Raw genomic sequence first — 21540 nt, forward strand, 5'->3', positions numbered from 1 at the left:
CCTCAGCCCGGCGCCATCCGGTCGGCCGCCGCCGCGCGCAGTTCGTCCTGCAGCCGCTCCTGCTCGGCCACGCGGGGCTTCGAGAAGCCGGCCAGCAGCAGATAGGCAACCGGCGTCATGTAAAGCGTCGCCAGCGTGGCAAGCCCCAGCCCGCCGACGATGATCCAGCCCAGCACCGACCGCGCCTCGGCCCCCGCACCGAAAGCGAAGACCAGCGGCAGCCCACCAAGCACCGTTGCAACCATGGTCATCATCACCGGCCTGAGCCGGATGATCGAGGCGTTGGTGATGGCCTCTCGCACCGTCTGGCCCTGATCGCGCAGCTGGTTGGCAAATTCCACGATCAGGATGCCGTTCTTGGCCATGATACCCACTAGCAGCACAAGCCCGATCTGGCTGTAGACGTTCAGGCTGCCTCCGGTCAGCACGAGGGCATAGACCGCGCAGGCCAGCCCGAGCGGCACCGTGGCCATGACCACCACGGCCGAGACAAAGCTTTCAAATTGGGCGGCAAGCACCAGAAGAACGACGATGATCGCCAGGCCGAAGGTCAGGCGCATTCCCGACGAGGTTTCGTCCAGCGTCGCAGCTTCGGACAGCGGTTCGATCCGGTTCTCTGGCGCGAGGATGCCAGACGCCAGCTCCCTAGCCTCGGTCAGGGCGGTGCCGAGGGACATGCCGCCGCTGAGGCCAGCAGTGACCGTTACGGCGCGCATCTGCCCCTCGCGGCGCAGTTCGGGTGCAACGGCGCGTTCCGTGAGACTTACGAAGGTTGAGATCGGGATCATCTGCCCGTCCCCTGCCTTGACGAATATCTTCTCCAGATCACCCGGATCATTCACCGGCTCGGCCGAGGAGAGCAGTTTGATGTCAAAGCTCTTGTCGGCGAGATAGACCGTCGAAACGGTGCGCCCGTCGAGCACGGCCTGAAGTGCCTGCCCCATACCTTCGATGTTCACGCCCAGATCCGCGGCGCGGTCGCGATCGACCTCGACGAAAAGCTGCGGTTGGGTTGTGCCGTAGTCGAGGCTCACCCTGCCAAAGCGGGGATCCTTTTCCATCTCGTCAACCAGCCGATCGCCGACCTCGGCCAGCTGGCCATAGTCACTGCCGAGGATGGCAAACTTCAGCCCCTGCCCCGCGCCGCGGATGCCGAGCGAATTGGTCTGCATCGCGTAGGCGGAAATGCCCACGACACTGTCCAGCTTTTCGTTCAGCTCTGCAGTTATCTCCTGCTGGCTGCGGGCGCGCTCGGCCCAGTCGGCCAGCGTCACGACAGCGAAGCCCTGATTGTCGCCACCCGTCCCAACGATGGCATTGACGCTGCGGACCTCGCCACTATCGCGATAGGTCTGAAGGATGGCCTCGATGTCGCGCATCTTGCCGTCGGTATAGTCGAGCGAGACGCCTTGTGGGGCGCTGATCGAAAGAAGGATCGTCCCTCGGTCCTCGGAGGGGGTCAGCTCTTGTCTCAGGGTCGGGAAAAGCAGCGCCGCACCGGCGGCGAAAAGACCGGCAACGGCAACGGCGACCAGCGGTGCCGCGAGCGTCGCGCGCAGGGTGCGGGCATAGAAGGCGGCCAGCCAGCCACCCAGCCAGCCCAGCAGGCCGGCCTTCGGCGGCTCTGCCTCCCCCCTTCGCAGGAGCCGGCTTGCCAGCACCGGGCAAAGCGTCAGGGCCGCCACAGCAGAGAGGGCAATCGAGATCGCGAGAGTGAAGCCGAACTCGCGGAACAATCGCCCGGTCTGGCCCGGCAGGAAGGACAGCGGGATGAAAACGGCCGCCAGGGTGGTGGTGGTGGCGAGAACGGCGAAGAAGACCTGACGTGTGCCCAATACCGCTGCCGCGCGCGGCCCCATGCCCTCTGCTCGGCGCCGCACGATGTTTTCCAGCACCACGATCGCGTCATCGACGACCATGCCCGTTGCCAGCACCAACGCCAGGAGTGTCAGTATGTTGACCGAAAAGCCGACGATCCAGATCGCCGCGATCGTGCCAACCAGCGACACGGGGATGGCCAGCAGAGGGATCATCGTCGCCCGCAGGTCGCGCAGGAACACATACATCGTCAGCGTGACGATCACGATGGAAAGGATCAACGCCAGTTCGACCTCGTGGATCGCCCCGTCGATGAACCGGGCGCTGTCGGAGGTGACGAAGATACTGACATCCGGTGGCAGGTTTGGGCGGAGCCGGTCGATCACCTCGCGGACCGCCTTGGAGATTTCCAGCGTGTTGGCCTGCGCCTGGCGGATGATGCCAAGCCCGATGCCGGTCTCGCCGTTGGCGCGCAGGATCGAGGAGCCCGGGGCGGGGCCAAGCGTGACCCGTGCCACATCGCCAAGGCGAACGTTCGGCGCGATCTCGAGTGCCTCCATCTGGTCGGCTGTCGTCACCGAGGCCGTGGTGCGCACGACAAGGCTCTGCGTGTCGGAACTGAGCGCGCCAGACGGGGAATCGAAGCTGACATTGCGCAGGCTGTTCTGAAGGTCGGCGAGGGTCAGGCCACGACTGGCCAACTGCATCTGGTCGATATCGACACGAAACACCAGATCGCGCGCGCCAAAGGTCTGCACGTCGGCCACTCCCGGCGCCGCAAGCAAGCGGTCCTCGATCTGGTCGCGCATGATCTGGGTCAGGTCTTGCGGAGTACGTTCGCGCGATGTGACGGCAATGCGCATGACCGGATCGGAATTCGCGTCGGCCTTCACCACGCGGGGAACGCCTGCCCCATCGGGAAGTCGGTTCTGGATGCGGGCCACAGCGTCGCGCAGGTCGGTCGCCGCAACGTCCAGCGTGACGCTGTCGCGGAATTCGACCGTCACCCGGCTGGTCCCGAAGCGCGATGACGAAGAGATGGATTTGACCCCCGCCACCCGACTGGCGGCTCCCTCGATCTCGGCGGTGACCTCGCGGTCGATGGTTTCAGGCGCGGCCCCATCGAGATCGGTGGTGATGGTGACGACCGGGTTGTCCACATCGGGAAGTTCACGGACCTCGACACCCGAAAGTGCCGCGACCCCGGCCAGCACGATCAGCGCATTCAGAACGAAGGCCAGGATCGGGCGGCGGATGAACAGCGCCGTTCCAGACCTCGTCAGCTCCTTCTCGTCGATCTCGGCAGGCAGATTGGTGGGCAGGTTGGTCATGGCATCCGCCTCATGTCGGGGCGTCGGCCAGCGTGACCTCCGCGCCTTCGCGCAGCGACTGGACGCCCTCGGTCACGATCAGATCTCCGGGCTCGGTCTCGGCCTCGATCAGGACCGTCTCGGCATTGCGCTGAAGGATGCGGACCGGCAGGTACTTGGCCTTTGCGTCGCGCACCGCCCAGACATAGGCTCCACCAGCCCCCCACTGGATCGCAAGCGGATCGACAGCCAGGTGGGGCTCGCCGGTGAAGGCGATGGAGATGCGGAACGCCATGCCGGCCCGAAGCCGGTCATCTCGGTTTTCGATCGAGGCCTGAACGCGCAGGGTCCGGCTCGCCTCGTCTACCCGGTTGTCAAGCGCAAGGATGCGTCCCGGCAGGACAACCGTCGGGTCGGCCAGCGGCGAGGCCTGCAGGGAATCCCCGGCCTGCAGGCGACTGACCACGCGTTCGGGCACGCGAAAGTCAACGATCAGCGAACTGCGATCCTCGATCCGGGTGATGTCGGTGCCAGGATAAACAAGGCTGCCCGCTTCCACGGAAATCAGCCCGACCCAGCCGGATATGGGCGCGACGATGGTATGCTGGCTCAGATCGTATTCGGCCTGATGCAGCGACAACTCGGCCGTGCGCACATTCAGTTCCGCCTCCTGCATTTGCAGGGCCGAACCGGCGCCGCTGGCTGAAAGCTGCTTCGCGCGGTCCAGCGCGGCCTTGGCATCCTGCAGCAGCAGATCGGCCTTTTCGAGCGCAAACCGGGCCGCCCGACTGTCGAGCTCCGCGATCACCTGTCCCTGCTCGACCCGCTCGCCCGCTGCAAGGACGAACTTATCGATACGGCCCGTGACCTCTGACGCCACCGAAACCGCACGCACCCCCCGTGCCGAGCCGATGGCGGCGACTTCCTCGTTCAGGGCGCGTTCCTCCAATGGGCGCGCCACAACAAGATAGGGAGCGCCGCCTTGCCGCCTCCGGCTAGGCTGTGCGGCCTCTTCCCCAGCTTCTGGAACCAGACCAAGCCTGGACATCGGGGCGAGCAACCCGGCCCGGTCGAGCCAGGCATGTGACGCCGGCATGTAGAGGATGACCATCGGCACGGCAGCCACCAGAAGCACCAGTGTCACGACAATCTGCAGCCAGAGGCGCATCGAATACTCCCTTGCCCTCCAAGGTGCCCCTTCGGCAGTCCCGGACAGCGGTCTGGCCTCTAGGGTAGCAGGCGCCAAGCCCTTGAAAACCCTTATTTCGAATTCTTGATCGTTCCCCGGGCGCAGGCGGTGTCAATTCCTCGCCCCGTTCGCTGCGCCAATGTGACGCCAGGAGGCGCTTTCTCGGCTTCCCATAAGACAGGAAATGTTGAAAGCCGGGTTTCCGAGCGGATTGTTCTGGCAATTGATCCCGGCTCAATTGTCGATTTTTAGCGGTTCGCAACCGAGACGCGAATTTTTGTTCGATTTCTGCCAGTTGCCAGATCATGAACTGTAGATTACCCTTTTATCAGGGTCGGGGGATCTCAAAAGTGGTATCAGTATTTCGTTTAGTGGGTCGAAGAGACCTGTTTTTTGATGGAATTCGAGCGATCCTGAAGGGCGCCTATCCGGACGCCGACATTCAGGAAGTAAATCCTTCTGATTGTCTGATTTCTGCCGAGGCAGATACCATCGTCATTGTCGATACCGCCGCAGTGTCTCTTGAGCGCCTTCTGGCGCAGGACGGGATGCGGACTCCTTCCACTCGGATCCTCGCAGTCAGTGACAGTCATTCGCTGAACGACCTGATCGGATACCTTGCCATGGGTGCGCAGGGCTGCGTCTTGCGCCGACAGACCGCAGCCGAACTTGTGGATGCCATCCGGCGCGTGTCCGAAGGGCAGGTCTACCTACCGAACTCGGTCGTCGGCAGTTCGGCTGCGAGTTCGGCTAGGGCGACCCCGGCCACGCGCCGCGTCGAGGATCCGCTCGAAAGTCCAACCTTCGTCAGCGAGACCCACCCGGGCAGTCTTGGCGGTGGGATCGACCTGCCACAGAACCGCCCCCTGTCGGGCCGCCAAAGATCCGTCATGGTCCTGATGGCCCGCGGCATGACGAACAAGGCCATCGCACGCGAGCTTTCCTTGGCCGAAGGCACAGTGAAGGTTCATGTGAACAATGTCTTCAAGCAGTTGAACGTCAACAACCGGGTTCAGGCGATCGCCAAGCTTGCCCAGTACGAGTTCCAGAAACTAGGCAGTTCCCTGCTGATGTTCCTCAGCGTCGGCTTTACCGATTTCATCATCTGACCGGTTATGCGCCGGTCAGCTTTCCCGAAAAGCGCGGTCGAGGAAGTCCTGAAATGGCCTGACCAGATAGGCTAGCGGCGTGCGATCCTCGGTCCGCAGGAAGGCCTCGACCGGCATCCCCGGCAGGAGAATTTTGCCGTCGAGCTTCTGCTCCTGCCCCGGTTCCAGCACGATCTCGACCCGATAGTAGGTGGCATCCGAGCGCTCGTCCTTGATCGAGTCGGCCGAAACAACGGTCACCCGACCGGCGAGTTCCGGCGTCGTCCGGGAAGAAAAGGTCGAGAAATGAAGCCTCGCCTCCTGACCCACAACGACCTGGTCGATATGGATGGTGGGGATCTTGGCCGCAATGATCAACGGCCGATCCTGCGGAACGAGGTAAAGCACGGGCGCAGCGGGTTGCAGCACTGATCTTGGCGATGTCGTCTGCAGTCCCAGAACTACGCCCGAGACAGGCGCGCGGATGTCCAGCCTTGCGATCCGCTCGCCGACCGCCCTTGCCCGTTCCGCGAGCTCCAGTTCCTTGGTAGCGACATCGCGCAACTCGGTCGTCGCGTCCTCGCGGCGCTTGGCGGCAAGCGTCAGCCGCTCGATCTGCAGCTCGGTGATGCGGCCCTCGGCCTGGGCCCGGTCCGAGGAGAGCTGGCCGATCTCACCCAGGATGCGCGCCCTCTCGCGCGACAGCTCCATGACCCTGCCAGCCTGCGCGAGGCCCTTGTCGAGAAGCATCTGCTGGTTGTCGAGTTCCCGGTTGAGGAAGGAGAGTTGCTGATCCAGCGCGTTGCGCTGCGCATTGATGCCCTCGATCTGGCTTTCGATCTGGCCGGTGCGCTTGCCGATCTGTTCGATCTGCTGTTCGAGCGTCTCAAGGCGGGCGTCGAACAGCTTCCTCTGGCCCTGCACGACCTCGTCAATGTCCCCGCGGCCGGCCGCAACCGCAAGCAGATCGGCCGGGAAGGTGACCTCGTGCGCGTCGTCGCGTTCGGCCATCAGACGGGCACCGCGGGCGCGGAGTTCGAAAAGCTGGTTCTCCACGATCGCCTGTTCCGATCGCAGCAGGGTGCCGTCCAGACGCACCAGAAGGTCGCCGGCCTTGACGGTCGATCCTTCCTCGACTGCGATCGTCTCCACAACCCCGCCATCGGGATGCTGGATGACCTGCCGGTTCTGTTCGACCTCGACCTGCCCGGGGGCGATCACCGCCCCGGCAAGCGTGGTCAGCGTCGCCCAGCCGCCAAGCCCGCCCACGATGAGGGCCAGAGTGAAGAACCCCGTCACCAGCGGACCGCGGACGGACCAGTGGTTGTCATGGCCGGTCATGCGACGCCTCCCGCATTGGCTGTCCTGATGATGTCGGTGTGGTTGCGCACGACCTCGCGCAGCACCGCATCGCGCGGGCCGAAGGCCTTGCGGATGCCGTCCTCGATCACCAGCAAGAGATCGCATTCCTGGATGGCAGCTGGTCGGTGCGCCATGATGAACACGCATTTTCCCTGGGCCTTGAGCTCCCGGATCGCCAGGTTCAGGGCAAGCGAGCCATCATTGTCGAGATTGGAGTTGGGTTCATCGAGGATGACCACCACCGGATCGCCATAAAGCGCGCGGGCAAGGCCGATCCTCTGCAACTGGCCACCGGACAGGCGGCCACCGATGCCCGAGATCCTCGTCTCGTATCCCTCGGGCAGACGCACGATCATGTCATGCGCCGCTGCTTTCCGCGCCGCTTCGACGATCTTGTCGCTGTCCGCATTCCGGTCCAGCCGGGCGATGTTCTCGGCAATTGTGCCCTCGAACAGGGTAACGCGCTGCGGCAGATACCCGATCATGCGGCCCAGGATGGTCGGGTCGTATTGATCGAGCGTCGCCCCGTCCAGCCGGATGACCCCGCCCGAAGGCTTCCAGACCCCGGACAGAGCCCGGGCAAGGCAGGTCTTGCCGGCGCCCGAAGGACCGATCACACCCACCGCCTGACCAGGCTCGACGCTGAAGTTCAGGAGCCTCAAGGTCGCGACGGATTCGCCCGGAGGCACGACCGTAAGTTGTTCGACATGGAGATGCCCCTTGGGCCGGGGAAGCCTGATCGTCGGGCTCGGCTCCGGCACCTTGCCAAGCAGCTCCGCCAGCCGTTTCCAGCCTTCCGCCGCCCGCTGAACAACCGCCCACTGGCCAACCGCCACTTCGATCGGGGCCAGCGCGCGCCCCATGAGGATGGATCCGGCGATCATCGCGCCACCGGTCATCTCGCCTTGCAGAACAAGCAGGGCGCCGACACCGAGAACCGCCGATTGCAAGAACATCCGGAAGGTCTTGGAAACGGCTCCGAACAGCCCGCCCAGACCCGAGGCGCGGATCGCCTGGCGGAGGGTCTCGCGCCGGGCGACGCTCCAGCGGTCGAAACCGGCCTCGGTCATGCCGAGCGCCTGAAGGAGTTCAGCCTCGGACTTGAGCTGTTCCGACAGACGTTCAGACCTCAGGCTCGCTCCCGTCGCCAGCCTCTGCGGCGTCCGGGTCGCCCATTGGTTGAGGAGCGTCACCAGAATGAGGAACAGGCCGCCCCCGACCGCCACCCAGCCAAGCCAGGGATGAAGGACGAAAATGGCCGCGATGAACATCGGCGTCCAGGGAACGTCGAAAAGGGCGATCAGGACCGGCGATGCTAGCAGGCGCTGGATTGCCTCGAGATCGCGCTGTGCGGCCAGTGCCGCGGGATCGGTCGGCGCGACCGCCGAGCGCTTGAGCGCGGCTGCAAAGACCCGGCGGTCCAGGCGGTCCTGGAAGCGGGCACCGATGAGCGTCATCACCCGCGCCCGGGCGTGATCGAGTATGCCCATGCCCAGAAACAAGCCAGCCACAAGGATCGAAAGTGCCAGAAGTGTCTCGCGCGACCGACTGCCCAGCACACGGTCATAGACCTGAAGCATGTAAAGCGGCCCGGTCAGCATCAGGATGTTCACCACGACACTGAAGGCGAAAGCCGCCCAGAAAAGCCCGAGGCTTTCCCGCCGGGCGCGGCGCAACTCGTCAAGACCGGAATTCATGAAACGGGACCTCCGGGAGCAATCCGATCTGGCTCGCGCCAGATACGCTGCCCGGCCCCTGGATCGGGGCCGGGAACGGCCTGACGGCGGGTGTCAGACGAACAGGAAGTCGTCGGCGGTAATGTTGGCCGCGACCACGCCCTCAACCAGGATGGTGCCATGGCCCGCAACGTCGATCAGCGCCCCAGTGGCAGTCGACGAGACGGTCAGATCGCCAAAGCCGCTGAGGCCCAACCCGGCAAGATTGATGATCTCGTGGTTCGCCCCCGCCGTAGCCCCGAAGCCGGAGATGCGGTCGTTGCCGAAGCCCGTTTCATTGAAGACGAAGCTGTCCACGTTTGCACCGCCGACCAGCGAGTCATCACCCGCGCCGCCTGTCAGAGTGTCGTTGCCGTTGCCCCCGTTCAGCGTATCGTTGCCTGCGCCACCCAGGAGCCGGTCATTCCCGTCTAGGCCGTTCAGGCTGTTGTTGCCGATGTTTCCGGTCAGCGTGTTGCTGAACTGTGTGCCGGTGGCGCTGATGTCGGCCGTGCCGTCGAGGATGATGTTCTCGATGCTGGTCGAGGCCGTGCGGGTCACGGTCGAGATGATCGTGTCCGTGCCGTTGCCTGCAACCTCGGTGACGACGTCCGAGGTCGAGTTGACATAGTAAGTGTCATTGCCAGAACCGCCGACCATCGTGTCGGCGCCGGTTCCGCCATCGATCGTGTCGTTGCCGCCATTCCCGGTCAGGGAATCGTTGCCGTTGATGCCGGAGATCGAGTCGTTTCCGCCCCCGCCGATGATGGTGTTCGCCGAGGTGCTCCCGATGGCGCTGAAGTCGCCCGAGCCGATGAATGTGAGGTTCTCGACATTGGCCGCGCTGGTACCAAGGTTGAAGCTGTTCAGCGTGGTGTTCACACGGTCGGTGCCGTTGCCCGCTGTTTCCACAACGATGTCGCCTGTGCTGTCGACAACGAAGACGTCGTTGCCGGACCCACCGGTCGTGGAGTCGTCGCCGGTTCCACCGTTGAGCGAGTCATTCCCCGACCCGCCGGAGAGCGTGTCGTTTCCGCCCAGCCCGCTCAGCGTATCGTTGCCGCCATTGCCCGCGGCGACATCGTCGCCATCATTGCCGGTGAAGCTGTTGGCGTTGCCGTTGCCGACGAAGTTGTTCCCGACAATCGTCGTTGCGTCCGACACCACGCTTTCGGGATTGCCGAGCGCATCGTTGAAACTGACCACGACGCGCAGCTGTTGCCCGGCCTCCGCCGCAGTCGGCGTAAACGAGATGGCGGTCGCGTCCACGATCGACGTCCAGATGCCGGCGACGAGCGCTTGCCACTGGAAGCTCGCCGTCGCCGGGTTGAACCCGTCAATGTCGGCGATGCCGGCCAGGTTCGCGGTGACCGCGAAGCCCTGCGTCGGCGTGGTGTCGCTGATCGTGGGGCTGCCGGTCGCCGGATTGTTCTCCGGTGCCGGTCCGGGCACGGCGATCGTCTGGTCGGCGAATTGCAGGAACTCGATGTTCGTCAGCCGGTCAGTGCCATCCCGGTTGGCAACCGTGTCCTGGATCGTGGTCACCCCCGCGATCGTTGTGATGATGTACTGGCTCCGGTTGCCCTGATAGACAGCCTGATCCGCCGTGCCGTTTGCCGGGGCGTCGACGATGCGGCGTACGATGCTCAGGTTTCCGGGATTTATCGTGCCGTTGAGCAAACCTGCGCGCAGTTCTTCCGCACTCTTGTGGAAGCTGTCATCAAGTGGGTTGTCATTCCCCTTGTCATTCCGGATCAGGACGTCGAGCCACTTGTCGCCATCGATGATGTCATCGCCATCGCGGCCGGTGATGGTGTCGTTCCCGCCACCGCCGATGATGATGTTGCCCGCGTCGAAAGAGGTCACCGGCCCGCCTAGCGCGTTGTCGAGCAGCGCCTGCAACCCTTCGATGCGGGCGATGCCCGCCTGATCGAGCACGCTGCCCTGTACGCCTTCGTTGACGATGGTTGCTGCCGTCGAATCCGTACCGAGCAGGACGTCGTTGCCCTGCGAGCCGGCCAGACCCTCGACGAACAGGAAGCGTTCCCGCACCGTGTTTGGCACTGGCAGAAGCGCCGGAGACGTCAGGTCTGCCACGACCGAGGTATTGTCCTTGTAGGTCGCCCAGTCGAAGCCAGAGTCGCCCTGCATCCGGTTGATACCGCCCGAGCCGACGAAGATGTCATCGCCGCCCTCGCCGACATAAATGTCGTCATTGCCGTCGCCGACGAAGACGTCGTTCCCCTTCACGCCGTCCTGCAGCGCCAGGACCGGGGCTCCACCGTTGTCACCGGTGCCGCCACCGCCACCCTGGAACCAGTCATCGCCTTCGTTGCCCTGTTGGGCGCCCCTGACCGATTGCGTGCCAAGGAAGAAGTCGTTGCCTTGCCCGCCAAAGGCATCGGGCGTCGCATTGGCGATCGCGATGATCGCATCGTTTCCGTCGTCGCCGTTGACGATGTCGAGGCCGAGGCCAGACTGGATGACGTCATTGCCGTCACCTCCCCGGATGATGTCGTCGCCGAAGATGTCGGTGATGATGTCATCGCCACCGCCCGCTTGGACGTTGTCGCCATCGCGGCCACCGTCGATCCGGTCATTGCCGCCATCGCCCCAGATGTGGTCGATGCCATCGCCGCCATAGATCGTGTCGTTGCCATCGGTGCCGCCGATCACGAGATGCTCGGAGCCGGTGTAGTCGATGAAGTTGGCGCCGCGCACCACCCCGGTCGGATCGGCATTGGTCCATGTTCCGGAGATGTTGTTCCACTGCTTGGTTTGATCGACTTCCAGCGTGAAGGCCGGGGTCGAGAAGTTGTCGAGCGCGATATGGGTGGTGTTCGAGTTGCGCACGATCATCTGGGCGAAGGAACTCGTCTCGATCTCTTGCAGAAGATGCGTGCCGCCCAGACGTCCGAGGTAATAGAACCGGTCATGGTTCTGCAGCGACTGAAGCTGGTTGTTGAACACATAGGCGAAGGTCGATCCCAGCATCCCGCCGAACGGTTCGGTCCGCTCGGCCAGGCCGCCGATCCAGAAGTCGACGTTGTCCAGCCCTGTATCGGCCGCTGCTCCGTTCATGAAGGCGCTGTCCGAGAGCAGCGCAGTGGCGGCTGCGCGGCGCTCGGCATCGGTCGTCGCGGCCAGGATCGAGGCGTGGGTGCCGTATGCCGCAATGAAGTTGACCAACGATGCGGGATGCTTGAGGTTGGCGCCGAACTCGGTCCAGTTCGCATAAGGGGTAAGCCGCGTGTCCCCCGAGGCGGCGAAGAAGGCCTCGCGCGCCTGGTTCAGCGAGGGCGCTTGGGTATCGCGCCCACGGGCGATGTTCAGCGCCGCGAGGTCCAGTGGCACGCCGACCAGGTTGTCGCGCAGCGCATCGGTGACGAATTCGTCGATCTCGTTGCTGGCCTGGGTCGCCGCGCCACGGATGATGTTGCCGATCGCTTCGTCAATCGTCAGGTCGCCGGCCGCGCTGGTGATGTCGGTCCGGTAGAAGGCGCCGGGGTTCAGGAAGGCATCGATCAGGTAAAGATCGGACTTCGTCCCGTCCGCAGAGTAACGGTCGATGCTTTCGGTCAGCATGGAATGGCCGAACCGATAGACCACGTTGGCAAACTCTGCCGTGATCGCGGGGTCGATCGTAGCGTCGTATCCGGGGAATTCACCGATGGCCGGCTCCAGCTTGCGCGCGAACTCTTCGAAGACGAGGTGCTGGTACTGCATCTCGGTGCCGAATTTCGCCGCGTGGAACAGCCGGTTGCCATCCCATTCCAGGTTGGCGATGTCACTTGCCGTCAGAACATGGTCCAGCGCGAAATCATTGGTGATCCATTCGTTCAGGAAGGCGATGTCGCCGCCCTGTCCCTGCTCGATGATCAGCGCCTTGGTCGATTCAAGCAGTCGGTTGTGTTCGGAATGGAAGACCGAGTGGATGGCGGTCAGGCCGATGTTCTCGTTCGCACGCCCGTCGCCCGCGATGAAGTGTTGGTCGAGCAGCGCGGCGTTGTAACCGGCCTTCGACGGATCGGCGCCATGGGCGATGTCGAGCAGAAACGGGTGGCCGGAATCTTTCGCCAGCGTCGCATCGACCGGGCTGCCCGGTGTGCCCACTGCAAGCGTGCCATCGGCAAGGACGATCTGCGCATTGCCCCCGCTCAGGACGAGGTTACCGTAAAGGTCGGTCGCCAGGGTCGGGATGTCGAGCACATCCATGTCGTCCAGTTCGATGCCGAGCACGTTGAGCGCCTGGGCCTTGATGTCGGCCCAGGTCGCCAGCCCGCCATCCGCCCCTTTCAGCAGGGCCCCCGTAGCATGCACCCCGCTGGCATCACGCACATATTCCCGCAGGAAGGCGTGCTGCGACTCGATCGAGCCATAGGTCTGGTTCTGGTCAATGAAGGGCGTGGTGGAGTTGGTGGTATTGCCATCGGCGTCAAGCGAGGCACGGGTCAGAGTGATGACGTTCGCCGCAGTCGGCGAATTGTTGTAGAGGTCGTCGCTCGGATCCAGCGTGATGGTGACGGTCCCTGCGCCCCCCTTGTTGATCGAGTCCAGACCATGATCGAAGAACTGGCCGAACAGCGTCATCATCGTGTTGATCGGAGGAACCGTTGCCGCCTGGGTCGAGACGTTCGGGATGGTGTAAAGCTGGACAGGGTTTCCTTCATCGTCGACCTGTGGAACCTGGACGAACTTGCCGTCCGGTCCGCGCACGAACTTTCCGTCCGCATCCTGCAGGATCGTCGTAGCCTGCACGGAACCGGCCCCCGGTTGATTCGAGACGCTGTTGTAGGCCTCGGTCGCCGCAGGGTTGAGGCTGGTCTGGTCGGAAATCAGGTTCGAGATGGTGCGGGGCGAGCTGTCGACGACGCTGGCACCCGGTGCGTAGCTGAGCTGCGAGGGTGTATTGACCAGATTGGGGAACGGCTGATCGACTGCTCCGTAGGTCTCGTTACCGGGCAGCAGGTTGTTGTAGATCCCCGAGATAGTGCGAATTCCCAGCATCTGCTGGGTGTCGCCGACAAGCGCCACGAGAGAGGCCTGCGGATCGCCGCCCGCATTGATCGCGGCGGTATGGTCTTCGGATATCTTGATCTGGTCGAGGATGAAATCGAGATCGGCGCGATTGTATTTGACCATAACACTCTCCATCTGGCTGACCCGGCTGACGGGCTGGCTGCAATTATCAAACCCTGCACCGGCCCCGGCTGACGAAGGCGGGTGTCAAGGACAAATCTCTATTTGTTTGCAAGCGTGAGCCGGATTCCGCCTTCCGAAAAGCCATGCAAATGGCATAGCCTCTCGTGCTAATGGCCTATGCAAAATGGCTTAGACCGCATGGTCTAAGCCTTGGCCCTTAGAGCAGCTCGCAGGTATGGGCCTCGTTGGCAACTTCTTATCAAGTAACGGGAAAACGATGCTGCGACGCAGCTTTGTCTTCCATGAATTCGAAGCTGCGCGCCCGCCCCAGCCCATCTGGACTGTCCAACCCGATTCGCTGATTTGCGAATCGATTCGGCTTTGTGGTCATGGGCGCTTGTGATGCCCGTCCTGCCTAGATGCGCGGGGGCGCGGCGGGGTTATCGGCCAGCCACGCGCGAAACATCGCCTGTCCGAGGTCAAGGTTGCGCTCGGCTGCCGGACTCAGCCCCTCGCTGACCTCACCGAACCGCTCGCCCCCGATGGCGAGCAGACTGCCCTCTGGGCGCTGGCCATAAAGCAATTCGGCCAGTGCCAGGACTGCTTCCGGCGAAAGGCTGTGGCTGTCCAGGGCGGCGCCGTGATCGGGGGAAAGTCTCGCCAGCTTGCAAGGCTTGTCCAACCCCATCGCCGCGTCGACAAACAGGACGCGCCCGGCCTCGGCTACCGCAAGCGCGTGATCGACGGTCAGCTGGTAGTCGATCTCGACCCGGACCCCGGGCACCGCCTGGTCGGCAAGGCGGCGGGCGAACTCCGGCCCGAGGCCGTCATCGCCCCGCCCCGGATTGCCGTATCCGATCACCAGCAATTCGCCGGGCTCAGCCATTCCGCGTCCGACTGTCGATCACGCGGCCCCCGGCATCGATCAACTCCACCTGAAGCGGCATCTGCCCAAGGGCGTGGGTCGCGCAGGACAGGCAGGGGTCGAAGGCGCGGATCGCGACCTCAACATGGTTCAGCATCCCCTCGCTGATCCGCTCCTGCCCGCCCAGATAACGCACCGCTACGTCCTTGACGGCGCGGTTCATACCCTCGTTGTTATGGGTGGTCGAGACGATGAGATTGCAGAACGTGACCTGGTCATGTTCATCTACTTCGTAGTGATGGATGAGGTTGCCCCGCGGCGCCTCAATGACGCCGATCCCTTCCCGCCGCCTCTCGCCCGTGGCGATCAGGTCAGTGCCCTGCAGGTCAGTGTCATGCAGAAGATCTCGGATCTTCTCGACGCAATGCAGGACCTCGATCATCCGGGCCCAGTGATTGGCCAGCGCGGTGTTGTTGGGCCGCCCGCCCGTCGCCGCCTTCATATCCCGGTGCGCGGCATCGGCCAGCGGCGTGTCGATGAAGGCCGCAACATTCATCCGCGCCAGCGGCCCGACCCGGTACCATCCCGCCTCGGGGCCGAGATCGCGGATGAAGGGGAACTTCATGTAGGACCAGGGCCGCACGTCCTCGACCAGAAGGTCGTGATACCGGCGGTAGTCTACGCCTTCGAAGATCGTTCCGCCCCCGGCATCGATGGCCCGCAACTGGCCATGGTAAAGATCAAGCGCCCCATCTCCGGCCCGGGCCAGTGCCATGTGGTTCGATGGGAAAGCCGCGAAATTCGCCACGAGATCGGCATGGTCCAGCGTGTAGCCGCGCGCCAGCGCCAGCGCGTCCTGCGCCCAGAGCAGCATCTCCTCGACCTGGGCCAGCAGCCGGTCGCGGGTGGCGATGTCGAGATTGCGGTTGATCCCGCCCGGCACCGCCCCGGTGCCGTGGATCTTCTTGCCGGCGGTCGCCTCGATGATCTCCTGCCCGAAGCGGCGCATGGCCACGGCACGCCGGCCAAGCTCGGGGTTCTCGCGGATCACCTCGAAGATGTTGCGCCGCTCGGCCGGGGCGCCGAAGCCGAACAGCAGGTCGGGCGCGGCGAGATGAAAGAAATGCAGCACATGGCTTTGCATCACCTGCCCGTAATGCATGAGCCGGCGCATCTTCTCGGCGGTCGGCGGCAGCACATCGACGCCCACGATCATGTCCATCGCCTTGGCGGCGGCCAGGTGGTGGCTGACCGGGCAGATGCCGCAGAGCCGCTGCACGATCACCGGCACTTCCCACAGAAGCCGGCCGCGGATGAACCGCTCGAAGCCGCGGAACTCGACGATATGCAGCCGCGCCTCGTCAACCTCGTTGCGGTCGTTGAGATGGATCGTGACCTTGCCATGCCCTTCGACGCGGGTGACGGGGGAAATCTCGATCAGCCGTGGCTCGCCCATGCGCCTCTCCTAGTCGAACCTGATGAGATGCGGATCGAAGCCGCGGAACTTGCCGGACAGGAGCCCGGTCAGCGCGGCAAAGATGATGTCGCCCGAAGGCGCACATCCGGGAATCTGGTGGTCGATCTCGACCACGTCGGAACAGGGATAGACCTTGTCCAGGAGCAGCGGCAACGCCGGATCGTTTGGGATCGCATGGCCGGTGTTCCGGATATAGGGGCCGGTGATGTAGGCCTCTTCCAGACATTCCCGCAGCGCCGCGTCCGAATGCATGATCGCGTTCCGCATGGCGGGCAGCCCGCCCATGATTGCGCATTGGCCGATCGCCACCAGCACATCGCAGTGGCGGCGGAACTCGCGCAGGACCTCGACATTCTCCTCGTTGCAGCAGCCGCCCTCGATGATGCCGATGTCGCAGCGGCGGGTGAAGGTCTTGATGTCGGTCAGGGGCGAGCGGTCGAACTCCACCAACTTCATCAGCGCCATCAGGCGTTCGTCGATATCGAGCAGCGCCATGTGGCAGCCAAAACAGCCGGCGAGAGAGACGGTGGCGATCCGGGGCTTACGATCCTCAATCATCGCGGTGCTCCTCTATCTCCTCGCCGATCAGCGCTGCGTCGAATTCCCTTTCGCCGATCGGGATGCGGAAGCCCACGCGCTTGCGGATGATACAGCCGACCGGGCAGACCTCGGCCGAAATAGCGTGGTCGGTGATCGCCGCATCGGTATGGGCAAGGTCCGGGCCGTTGACCGCAACGCGGCGGTGGATGCCGCGGCCGACATAGCCGAAGACTCCCTTGTGATCGACATCCTGCGACGCGCGGATGCAGCGGCCGCAGGTGATGCAGCGGTTGGTGTCCAGCGCGATGTCGGGATGGCTGGCATCGAGCGGCCGGGTCGGCTGCAGGAAGGGAAAGCGCGACGGCGCGGTCAGGCCGAGGCGATAGGCCATCGCCTGCAACTCGCAATTGCCGCTTGCCTCGCAGATCGGGCAAAGGTGGTTGCCCTCGTGGAACAGCATCTCCACGAGGTCGCGGCGCAGCTTGACCATGTGCGGGGTTTCATTCTCGACCACCAGGCCGGGGGCGGCCGGCTGGGTGCAGGCCGAGACGCTGCGCCCCCCGGCCTTGACGGTGCAGACCCGGCAACTGCCCTGATGGCGCAGGCCTTCGTGATCGCAGAGCCGGGGGATGTAGATGCCTGCCTCGTCCGCCGCCTCCATGATCGTCTGGCCCGGACGGGCCGCGATCTGGACCCCATCAATGGTGATGTGGAAGGCAGGCTCGCTCATTCGCCGAAATCCCTGTCGAAGATGTAGGATCGCCGCTTGGCGAGCTTTCGCGCGGTGTCGATGGCGGACTGGACGTCGAAGGAAGCTCGGACCCGGTCGGAGGACGGCTTGATTACCGCCGAATAGATGAGCGGGAAATTGTCCAGCGTCGTCAGGACCGGCCGGGGCGAGGTCTGGCCGAGGCCGCAGCGGCTGGTCTCGATGATCGTCTGCGACAGGTCGCGCAGATACTCCACGTCCTCCGGGTTGGCGAGGCCTCGGCGGAACTTGCCGATCGCCTGCTGGAGAAAGACGTTCCCGACCCGGCAGGGGGTGCAGTATCCGCAGCTTTCATGCACGAAGAACGACAGGTAATACTCGACGATCTCAAGCAGATTCCGCCGCGGCGAAAACACGATCACCGCCCCGCCCGTGGCGAGGTCGTCGAAGGTCAGCCGTCGGTGGAAATTCGCGCGGTCCACCATCGTTCCCGAAGGCCCGCCCACCAGCACCGCCGCCGCGTCCTCGCCACCGACAAGGCGCAAGAGTTCGGCCAGTTCCAGCCCGTAGGGCAGTTCATAGACGCCCGGATTGAGGCAATCGCCCGAGACGCTGAAAAGCTTGGTGCCATGGCTGCCCTCGGTTCCCATGGCATGGAACCACGCCGCCCCACGATCGAGGATGCGCGCGGCATGGCAGAAAGTCTCGACGTTGTTCACGACCGTCGGGAAGCCGAGGTAACCACGGTTGACGGGGAAAGGCGGGCGGGTCTTCGGCTCGCCCGGCAGACCTTCGCAGGAGGAGATGAGCGCCCCCTCCTCGCCGCAGATATAGGCGCCTGCCCCCATCTGGATGCGCAGGTCGAAATCGAAGCCCGGAACGCCCCCGATCCCCTGCCCCAGCTGGCCCTTCGCGCGCCGGTCGTCGATCACGACCTGCAGGTGATCGCGCAGGAACGCATATTCACCGCGCAGGTAGAGGATTCCTTCAGCCGCACCGACCGCTCGTGCGGCGATGGTCATGCCCTCAATCAGGAGATGCGGGCGTTCGACAAGCAGGACACGGTCCTTGAAGGTGCCCGGCTCGCCCTCATCCGCATTGCAGATCACAAAGCGCCGATCTGCGGGCTCGGCGGCAGCGAACCGCCATTTCCGGCCGGTGACGAAGCCCGCCCCGCCACAGCCACGCAAGCCACTTGCCTCAACGGTGTCGATGATCTGGGCGGGCGTCATCTCCAGCGCCTTGCGCAGCCCCGCCTCGGCAGGAACCGGGCCGAGCAGGCTTGCCCCTGCATGGCGGACGTTGCCCGCGACCATCCGCTGAACGCGTTCGGCGGGAGTGAGCCCCCCGCAACCGGGAAGCGCGACCTCCTCAGGCGGCGTCCCCGCGCGCAAGGCAGCGGCGATGCTGCGCGCGCGATCCGGCGTCAGATTGGTCACCACGACATCGTTGATCATCGCTGCCGGCGCCTGATCGCACAGCCCGATGCAGGGAGTACGGTCGAGCGAAAAGGCGCCATCGCGCGACGTCTCGCCCATTCGGATGCCAAGAGCCTCTTCAAGTGCCGCCGCGACTTCCTCCATGCCGGCGAACCGGTCGATGATGTCGTCACAGAGGCGGATCGTCACCCTGCCCTTGGGCGTGAGCGAGAAAAAGGAATAGAAGCTCGCCACTCCTTCGACCTGGATGCGGGTAAGCCCGGTGCGTTCGGCAATCACTTCAAGGCTTTCGGGGGAGATCCAGCGATTGCGGTCCTGAACGGCGCGCAGGATGTCCATCATCCGGTGTGGATCGTCGCCTTGAGCTGCGCAAATCTCGGCAATCGCGTGATCCTTCAGGCCCTTGCCTTCCGGTTGCGCCAATCCAGCCTGGTCGTGAGACGATCCCAACGGTGCTGCCCCCGTTCATACGGATGCGCCGACCGCGCCTTCCCCTCTTCACTCTGGCACACGACCGCCGCACGAAGCAACACGCCAGTTGGCCCCGACCGATCGCATCTGCCGCAGGTCGTCACGCTGAAAGGCAAACGATTGACGGACGAGCAGGAGCTCATGGGGAGAGCGGTGGTGCCCAGAGCCGGAATCGAACCAGCGACACGCGGATTTTCAATCCGCTGCTCTACCAACTGAGCTATCTGGGCCCCATCTGGACGGTATCCCGTCCGGGTGTGGCGGGTATTATGCGAGGCGGGCGGGGCTGTCCAGAGGGGGAGTGCAAGAATCTCGCAATCAGTCCCGGTCAGCGGGATCCTGCGGTCGGGAGGGTGCGGTGTCCTCTTCCTCCAACGCCTCGCCGGGGATGACATAGGACCCCTTGAGCCAGCGGCCGAGGTCGATATCGGCGCAGCGGCGCGAGCAGAAGGGGCGATACTTCGGATCGCTGGCCTTGCTGCAGATCGGACAGGTCATGCCAGCACCTCGGACAGCGGCTGGCGGTCGCGCTTGCGCACCAGTTCGTAGAGGCCGAGCGTGGTCCAGCCGGCAAGGCTCGTCTCTGCCGCCTCGCCCTTGAAGGCGGCGCGCAGGACCTGTTCCAGCGTCGCGCGGTCCTTCTTCGGCATCGGCGCGAAATCGATCACCACCTGCCCACCAAGCCCCCGCAGCCGCAGCTGGCGCGGCAAGTCGCGTGCGGCGGCAATATTGGCCTTGAGGCTCGCCGCGGGCGAGGTATCGGGGCCGGTATTCACATCCACCGAGATCAGCGCGCGGGTGGGCTCGATGACCATATGCCCGCCGCCGGACAGAGCCACGCGCGGGGCAAGCAGACCGGAAACAAGATCCTCGACCCCATGGGCGGCAAAGCTGCCATGGCCGTCGGCCACCTCGTCGGGCGGCGGATCGGCCCAGTCACGCCACGCCGCCTCGGCGGCATCCGGCGCATCCACCAGAAGTTCCGGCGGACCGGTTAGATCAGCCAGCACCGCCTCGGCCAGGTCGCGCATCGCGGCGATGTCCCCGGCAATCTCTTCGTCATCGGCCAGCGCCGCTGCCGAGCGCAGGATCAGGCCGAGCGATGGCGCAGCGCCCTCCATGCCAGCCTGGGCCAAGGCGGCGAGGCTGTCGCGCAGGTCGTCGTCGTGGATGCGTCGCGAGATGTTCAGGCCGGGCGCATCGGGGGTCAGGATGGCATAGCGGCTTTTGAAGAGAAGGCGCGTCGTCACCGGAAGCGCCTTGCCCGGCTCGGCAGGACCGGTGACCTGGACCAGCACCGCCTGCCCAGGAGCCAGCCCCGAGACCTGCCGCAGGAAACCGGACGTGCCCTCGGGCAGTTTGACGAAGACGCCGCCCTGCCCCTTCATCGGCCGGTCGACGATGCCGCGCAGGATCGCGCCGGGGGCAAAGCCCGGATCGTCGGCATCAATCAGCAAGTCCTCAAGCTGCCCGTCGACGATCAGCGCGGCGGCGGCGCGACCCCGAAGCGTGTCGATGGCGACAACGCGGCCCTTCATGCGATCCTCCACAAGGGGTAACCTGCAGCAGCCAGAAGCGCGGCCGTCTCGGACAAAGGCAGGCCAACGATGCCGGTGAAGCTGCCCGAGATCCAGGGAATGAAGGCCCCGGCCGCGCCCTGAATGGCATAGCCGCCCGCCTTGCCCTGCCATTCGCCGCTGGAGAGATAGGCGTTCAGCTCGGCATCCGACAGCCGTTTCATCTTGACCGCGCTCAGGCTGGTGCGCTGCCAGACCCTGGCGCCGCGGCGAACCGCGATCGCGGTGATGACCTCGTGCCGACGTCCGCCGAGAAGCGTCAGAAACGCCGCCGCCTCGCCCGCATCGGCAGGCTTCCCAAGAATCCGGCGACCGAGGGCGACTGTCGTGTCGGCACAAAGAACGATGTCGTCGGGACCTGCTTCTACAGCGGCGGCCTTTTCGCGGGCCAGCCGCTCGCAATAGGGGCGAGGCAACTCGCCCTTGCGGGGGTCTTCGTCGATATCGGGGGGCAGGATCGCGTCAGGCACGACCCCAAGTTGCGCCAGAAGTTCCTTCCGCCGCGGGCTGCCCGATCCGAGGATCAGGCGCACTTACTTGAAGCGGTAGTTGATGCGGCCCTTCGACAGGTCGTAGGGGGTCATCTCGACCTGCACCTTGTCGCCCGCCAGAACGCGGATGCGGTTCTTCCGCATCTTGCCTGCCATCGTCGCGATGAGTTCATGGCCGTTGTCCAGCTCGACCCTGAATGTCGCGTTCGGCAGGAGTTCCTTCACGACACCGGGGAATTCGAGCGTGTCTTCCTTGGCCATGGTCACTCCAAATGCATAGACCCGCCTCGAGTGGGCGGGAATGTCGGGCTACATGCGCCCGAAAACGGGCATTTTCAAGCGGAATT

15 protein-coding genes and 1 tRNA gene are annotated in these 21540 nt (G+C 64.5%); 1 reads left to right on the forward strand and 15 read right to left on the reverse strand.

Translation table 11 applies throughout. The features are described from left to right. Positions 1-2 precede the first annotated feature (2 nt). On the reverse strand, positions 3-3149 hold the full coding sequence (locus L0V05_RS07155) for an efflux RND transporter permease subunit (protein WP_234869433.1): 3147 nt from the start codon (positions 3147-3149) through the stop codon (positions 3-5). Positions 3150-3159: 10 nt separating this feature from the next. Further along, complete coding sequence (locus L0V05_RS07160) at positions 3160-4296, reverse strand: efflux RND transporter periplasmic adaptor subunit (protein WP_234869434.1); 1137 nt, start codon at positions 4294-4296, stop codon at positions 3160-3162. Positions 4297-4832: 536 nt separating this feature from the next. Here L0V05_RS07160 and L0V05_RS07165 point away from each other — a divergent pair. Then, complete coding sequence (locus L0V05_RS07165; RefSeq protein ID WP_234869435.1) at positions 4833-5426, forward strand: response regulator transcription factor; 594 nt, start codon at positions 4833-4835, stop codon at positions 5424-5426. A gap of 15 nt (positions 5427-5441) precedes the next feature. Here the strand turns inward: L0V05_RS07165 and L0V05_RS07170 are convergent, their stop codons facing one another. From L0V05_RS07170 to infA, 13 genes are all read right to left on the reverse strand, one after another. Beyond that, positions 5442-6746 (reverse strand): HlyD family type I secretion periplasmic adaptor subunit, encoded by a 1305-nt coding sequence (locus L0V05_RS07170; protein WP_234869436.1) that lies wholly within the window; start codon positions 6744-6746, stop codon positions 5442-5444. Further along, positions 6743-8464 carry a type I secretion system permease/ATPase gene (locus L0V05_RS07175; RefSeq protein ID WP_234869437.1) on the reverse strand — a complete coding sequence of 574 codons (1722 nt, stop codon included), beginning with the start codon at positions 8462-8464 and terminating at the stop codon, positions 6743-6745. Before L0V05_RS07175 ends, L0V05_RS07170 begins: the two co-directional genes overlap by 4 nt. A gap of 93 nt (positions 8465-8557) precedes the next feature. Beyond that, on the reverse strand, positions 8558-13624 hold the full coding sequence (locus L0V05_RS07180) for a peroxidase family protein (RefSeq protein WP_234869438.1): 5067 nt from the start codon (positions 13622-13624) through the stop codon (positions 8558-8560). 415 nt (positions 13625-14039) lie between these two features. Then, entirely contained in the window at positions 14040-14510 is a 471-nt protein-coding gene (locus tag L0V05_RS07185) for a hydrogenase maturation protease (RefSeq protein WP_234869439.1), read from the reverse strand. Further along, positions 14503-15945, reverse strand: a complete 1443-nt coding sequence (locus L0V05_RS07190) for a Ni/Fe hydrogenase subunit alpha (RefSeq protein ID WP_234869440.1) — start codon at positions 15943-15945, stop codon at positions 14503-14505. The genes L0V05_RS07185 and L0V05_RS07190 overlap by 8 nt, the downstream gene beginning before the upstream one ends. A 9-nt stretch (positions 15946-15954) precedes the next feature. Beyond that, on the reverse strand, positions 15955-16524 hold the full coding sequence (locus L0V05_RS07195) for an NADH-quinone oxidoreductase subunit B family protein (RefSeq protein WP_234869441.1): 570 nt from the start codon (positions 16522-16524) through the stop codon (positions 15955-15957). Then, the gene (locus L0V05_RS07200) at positions 16517-17236 is read right to left on the reverse strand and encodes a 2Fe-2S iron-sulfur cluster-binding protein (RefSeq protein WP_234869442.1); all 720 of its coding nucleotides are present in this window, start codon (positions 17234-17236) and stop codon (positions 16517-16519) included. Before L0V05_RS07200 ends, L0V05_RS07195 begins: the two co-directional genes overlap by 8 nt. Beyond that, complete coding sequence (locus L0V05_RS07205) at positions 17233-19077, reverse strand: NAD(P)H-dependent oxidoreductase subunit E (RefSeq protein ID WP_234869443.1); 1845 nt, start codon at positions 19075-19077, stop codon at positions 17233-17235. Before L0V05_RS07205 ends, L0V05_RS07200 begins: the two co-directional genes overlap by 4 nt. 202 nt (positions 19078-19279) lie before the next feature. Further along, a tRNA-Phe gene (locus L0V05_RS07210) sits at positions 19280-19355 on the reverse strand. An 88-nt stretch (positions 19356-19443) separates the two neighbouring features. Further along, the gene (locus L0V05_RS07215; RefSeq protein WP_406565967.1) at positions 19444-19611 is read right to left on the reverse strand and encodes a DNA gyrase inhibitor YacG; all 168 of its coding nucleotides are present in this window, start codon (positions 19609-19611) and stop codon (positions 19444-19446) included. An 8-nt stretch (positions 19612-19619) separates the two neighbouring features. Further along, complete coding sequence (locus L0V05_RS07220; RefSeq protein WP_234869445.1) at positions 19620-20663, reverse strand: ribonuclease E/G; 1044 nt, start codon at positions 20661-20663, stop codon at positions 19620-19622. Then, a complete protein-coding gene (locus L0V05_RS07225) occupies positions 20660-21235 on the reverse strand; it encodes a Maf family protein (RefSeq protein WP_234869446.1) in 576 nt (191 codons plus the stop codon). The genes L0V05_RS07220 and L0V05_RS07225 overlap by 4 nt, the downstream gene beginning before the upstream one ends. Continuing rightward, positions 21236-21454 carry a translation initiation factor IF-1 gene (gene infA / locus L0V05_RS07230; protein ID WP_234869447.1) on the reverse strand — a complete coding sequence of 73 codons (219 nt, stop codon included), beginning with the start codon at positions 21452-21454 and terminating at the stop codon, positions 21236-21238. Positions 21455-21540 lie beyond the last annotated feature (86 nt).

It is taken from the genome of Alitabrizicola rongguiensis, from assembly GCF_021491355.1.
Taxonomy (GTDB): Bacteria; Pseudomonadota; Alphaproteobacteria; order Rhodobacterales; family Rhodobacteraceae; genus Aliitabrizicola; species Aliitabrizicola rongguiensis.

Coding starts and splice junctions, on each gene's coding strand:
- L0V05_RS07155 (WP_234869433.1), bottom strand. CDS start 3,149: ATGACCAACCTGCCCACCAATCTGCCTGCCGAGATCGACGAGAAGGAG.
- L0V05_RS07160 (WP_234869434.1), bottom strand. CDS start 4,296: ATGCGCCTCTGGCTGCAGATTGTCGTGACACTGGTGCTTCTGGTGGCT.
- L0V05_RS07170 (WP_234869436.1), bottom strand. CDS start 6,746: ATGACCGGCCATGACAACCACTGGTCCGTCCGCGGTCCGCTGGTGACG.
- L0V05_RS07175 (WP_234869437.1), bottom strand. CDS start 8,464: ATGAATTCCGGTCTTGACGAGTTGCGCCGCGCCCGGCGGGAAAGCCTC.
- L0V05_RS07180 (WP_234869438.1), bottom strand. CDS start 13,624: ATGGTCAAATACAATCGCGCCGATCTCGATTTCATCCTCGACCAGATC.
- L0V05_RS07185 (WP_234869439.1), bottom strand. CDS start 14,510: ATGGCTGAGCCCGGCGAATTGCTGGTGATCGGATACGGCAATCCGGGG.
- L0V05_RS07190 (WP_234869440.1), bottom strand. CDS start 15,945: ATGGGCGAGCCACGGCTGATCGAGATTTCCCCCGTCACCCGCGTCGAA.
- L0V05_RS07195 (WP_234869441.1), bottom strand. CDS start 16,524: ATGATTGAGGATCGTAAGCCCCGGATCGCCACCGTCTCTCTCGCCGGC.
- L0V05_RS07200 (WP_234869442.1), bottom strand. CDS start 17,236: ATGAGCGAGCCTGCCTTCCACATCACCATTGATGGGGTCCAGATCGCG.
- L0V05_RS07220 (WP_234869445.1), bottom strand. CDS start 20,663: ATGAAGGGCCGCGTTGTCGCCATCGACACGCTTCGGGGTCGCGCCGCC.
- infA (WP_234869447.1), bottom strand. CDS start 21,454: ATGGCCAAGGAAGACACGCTCGAATTCCCCGGTGTCGTGAAGGAACTC.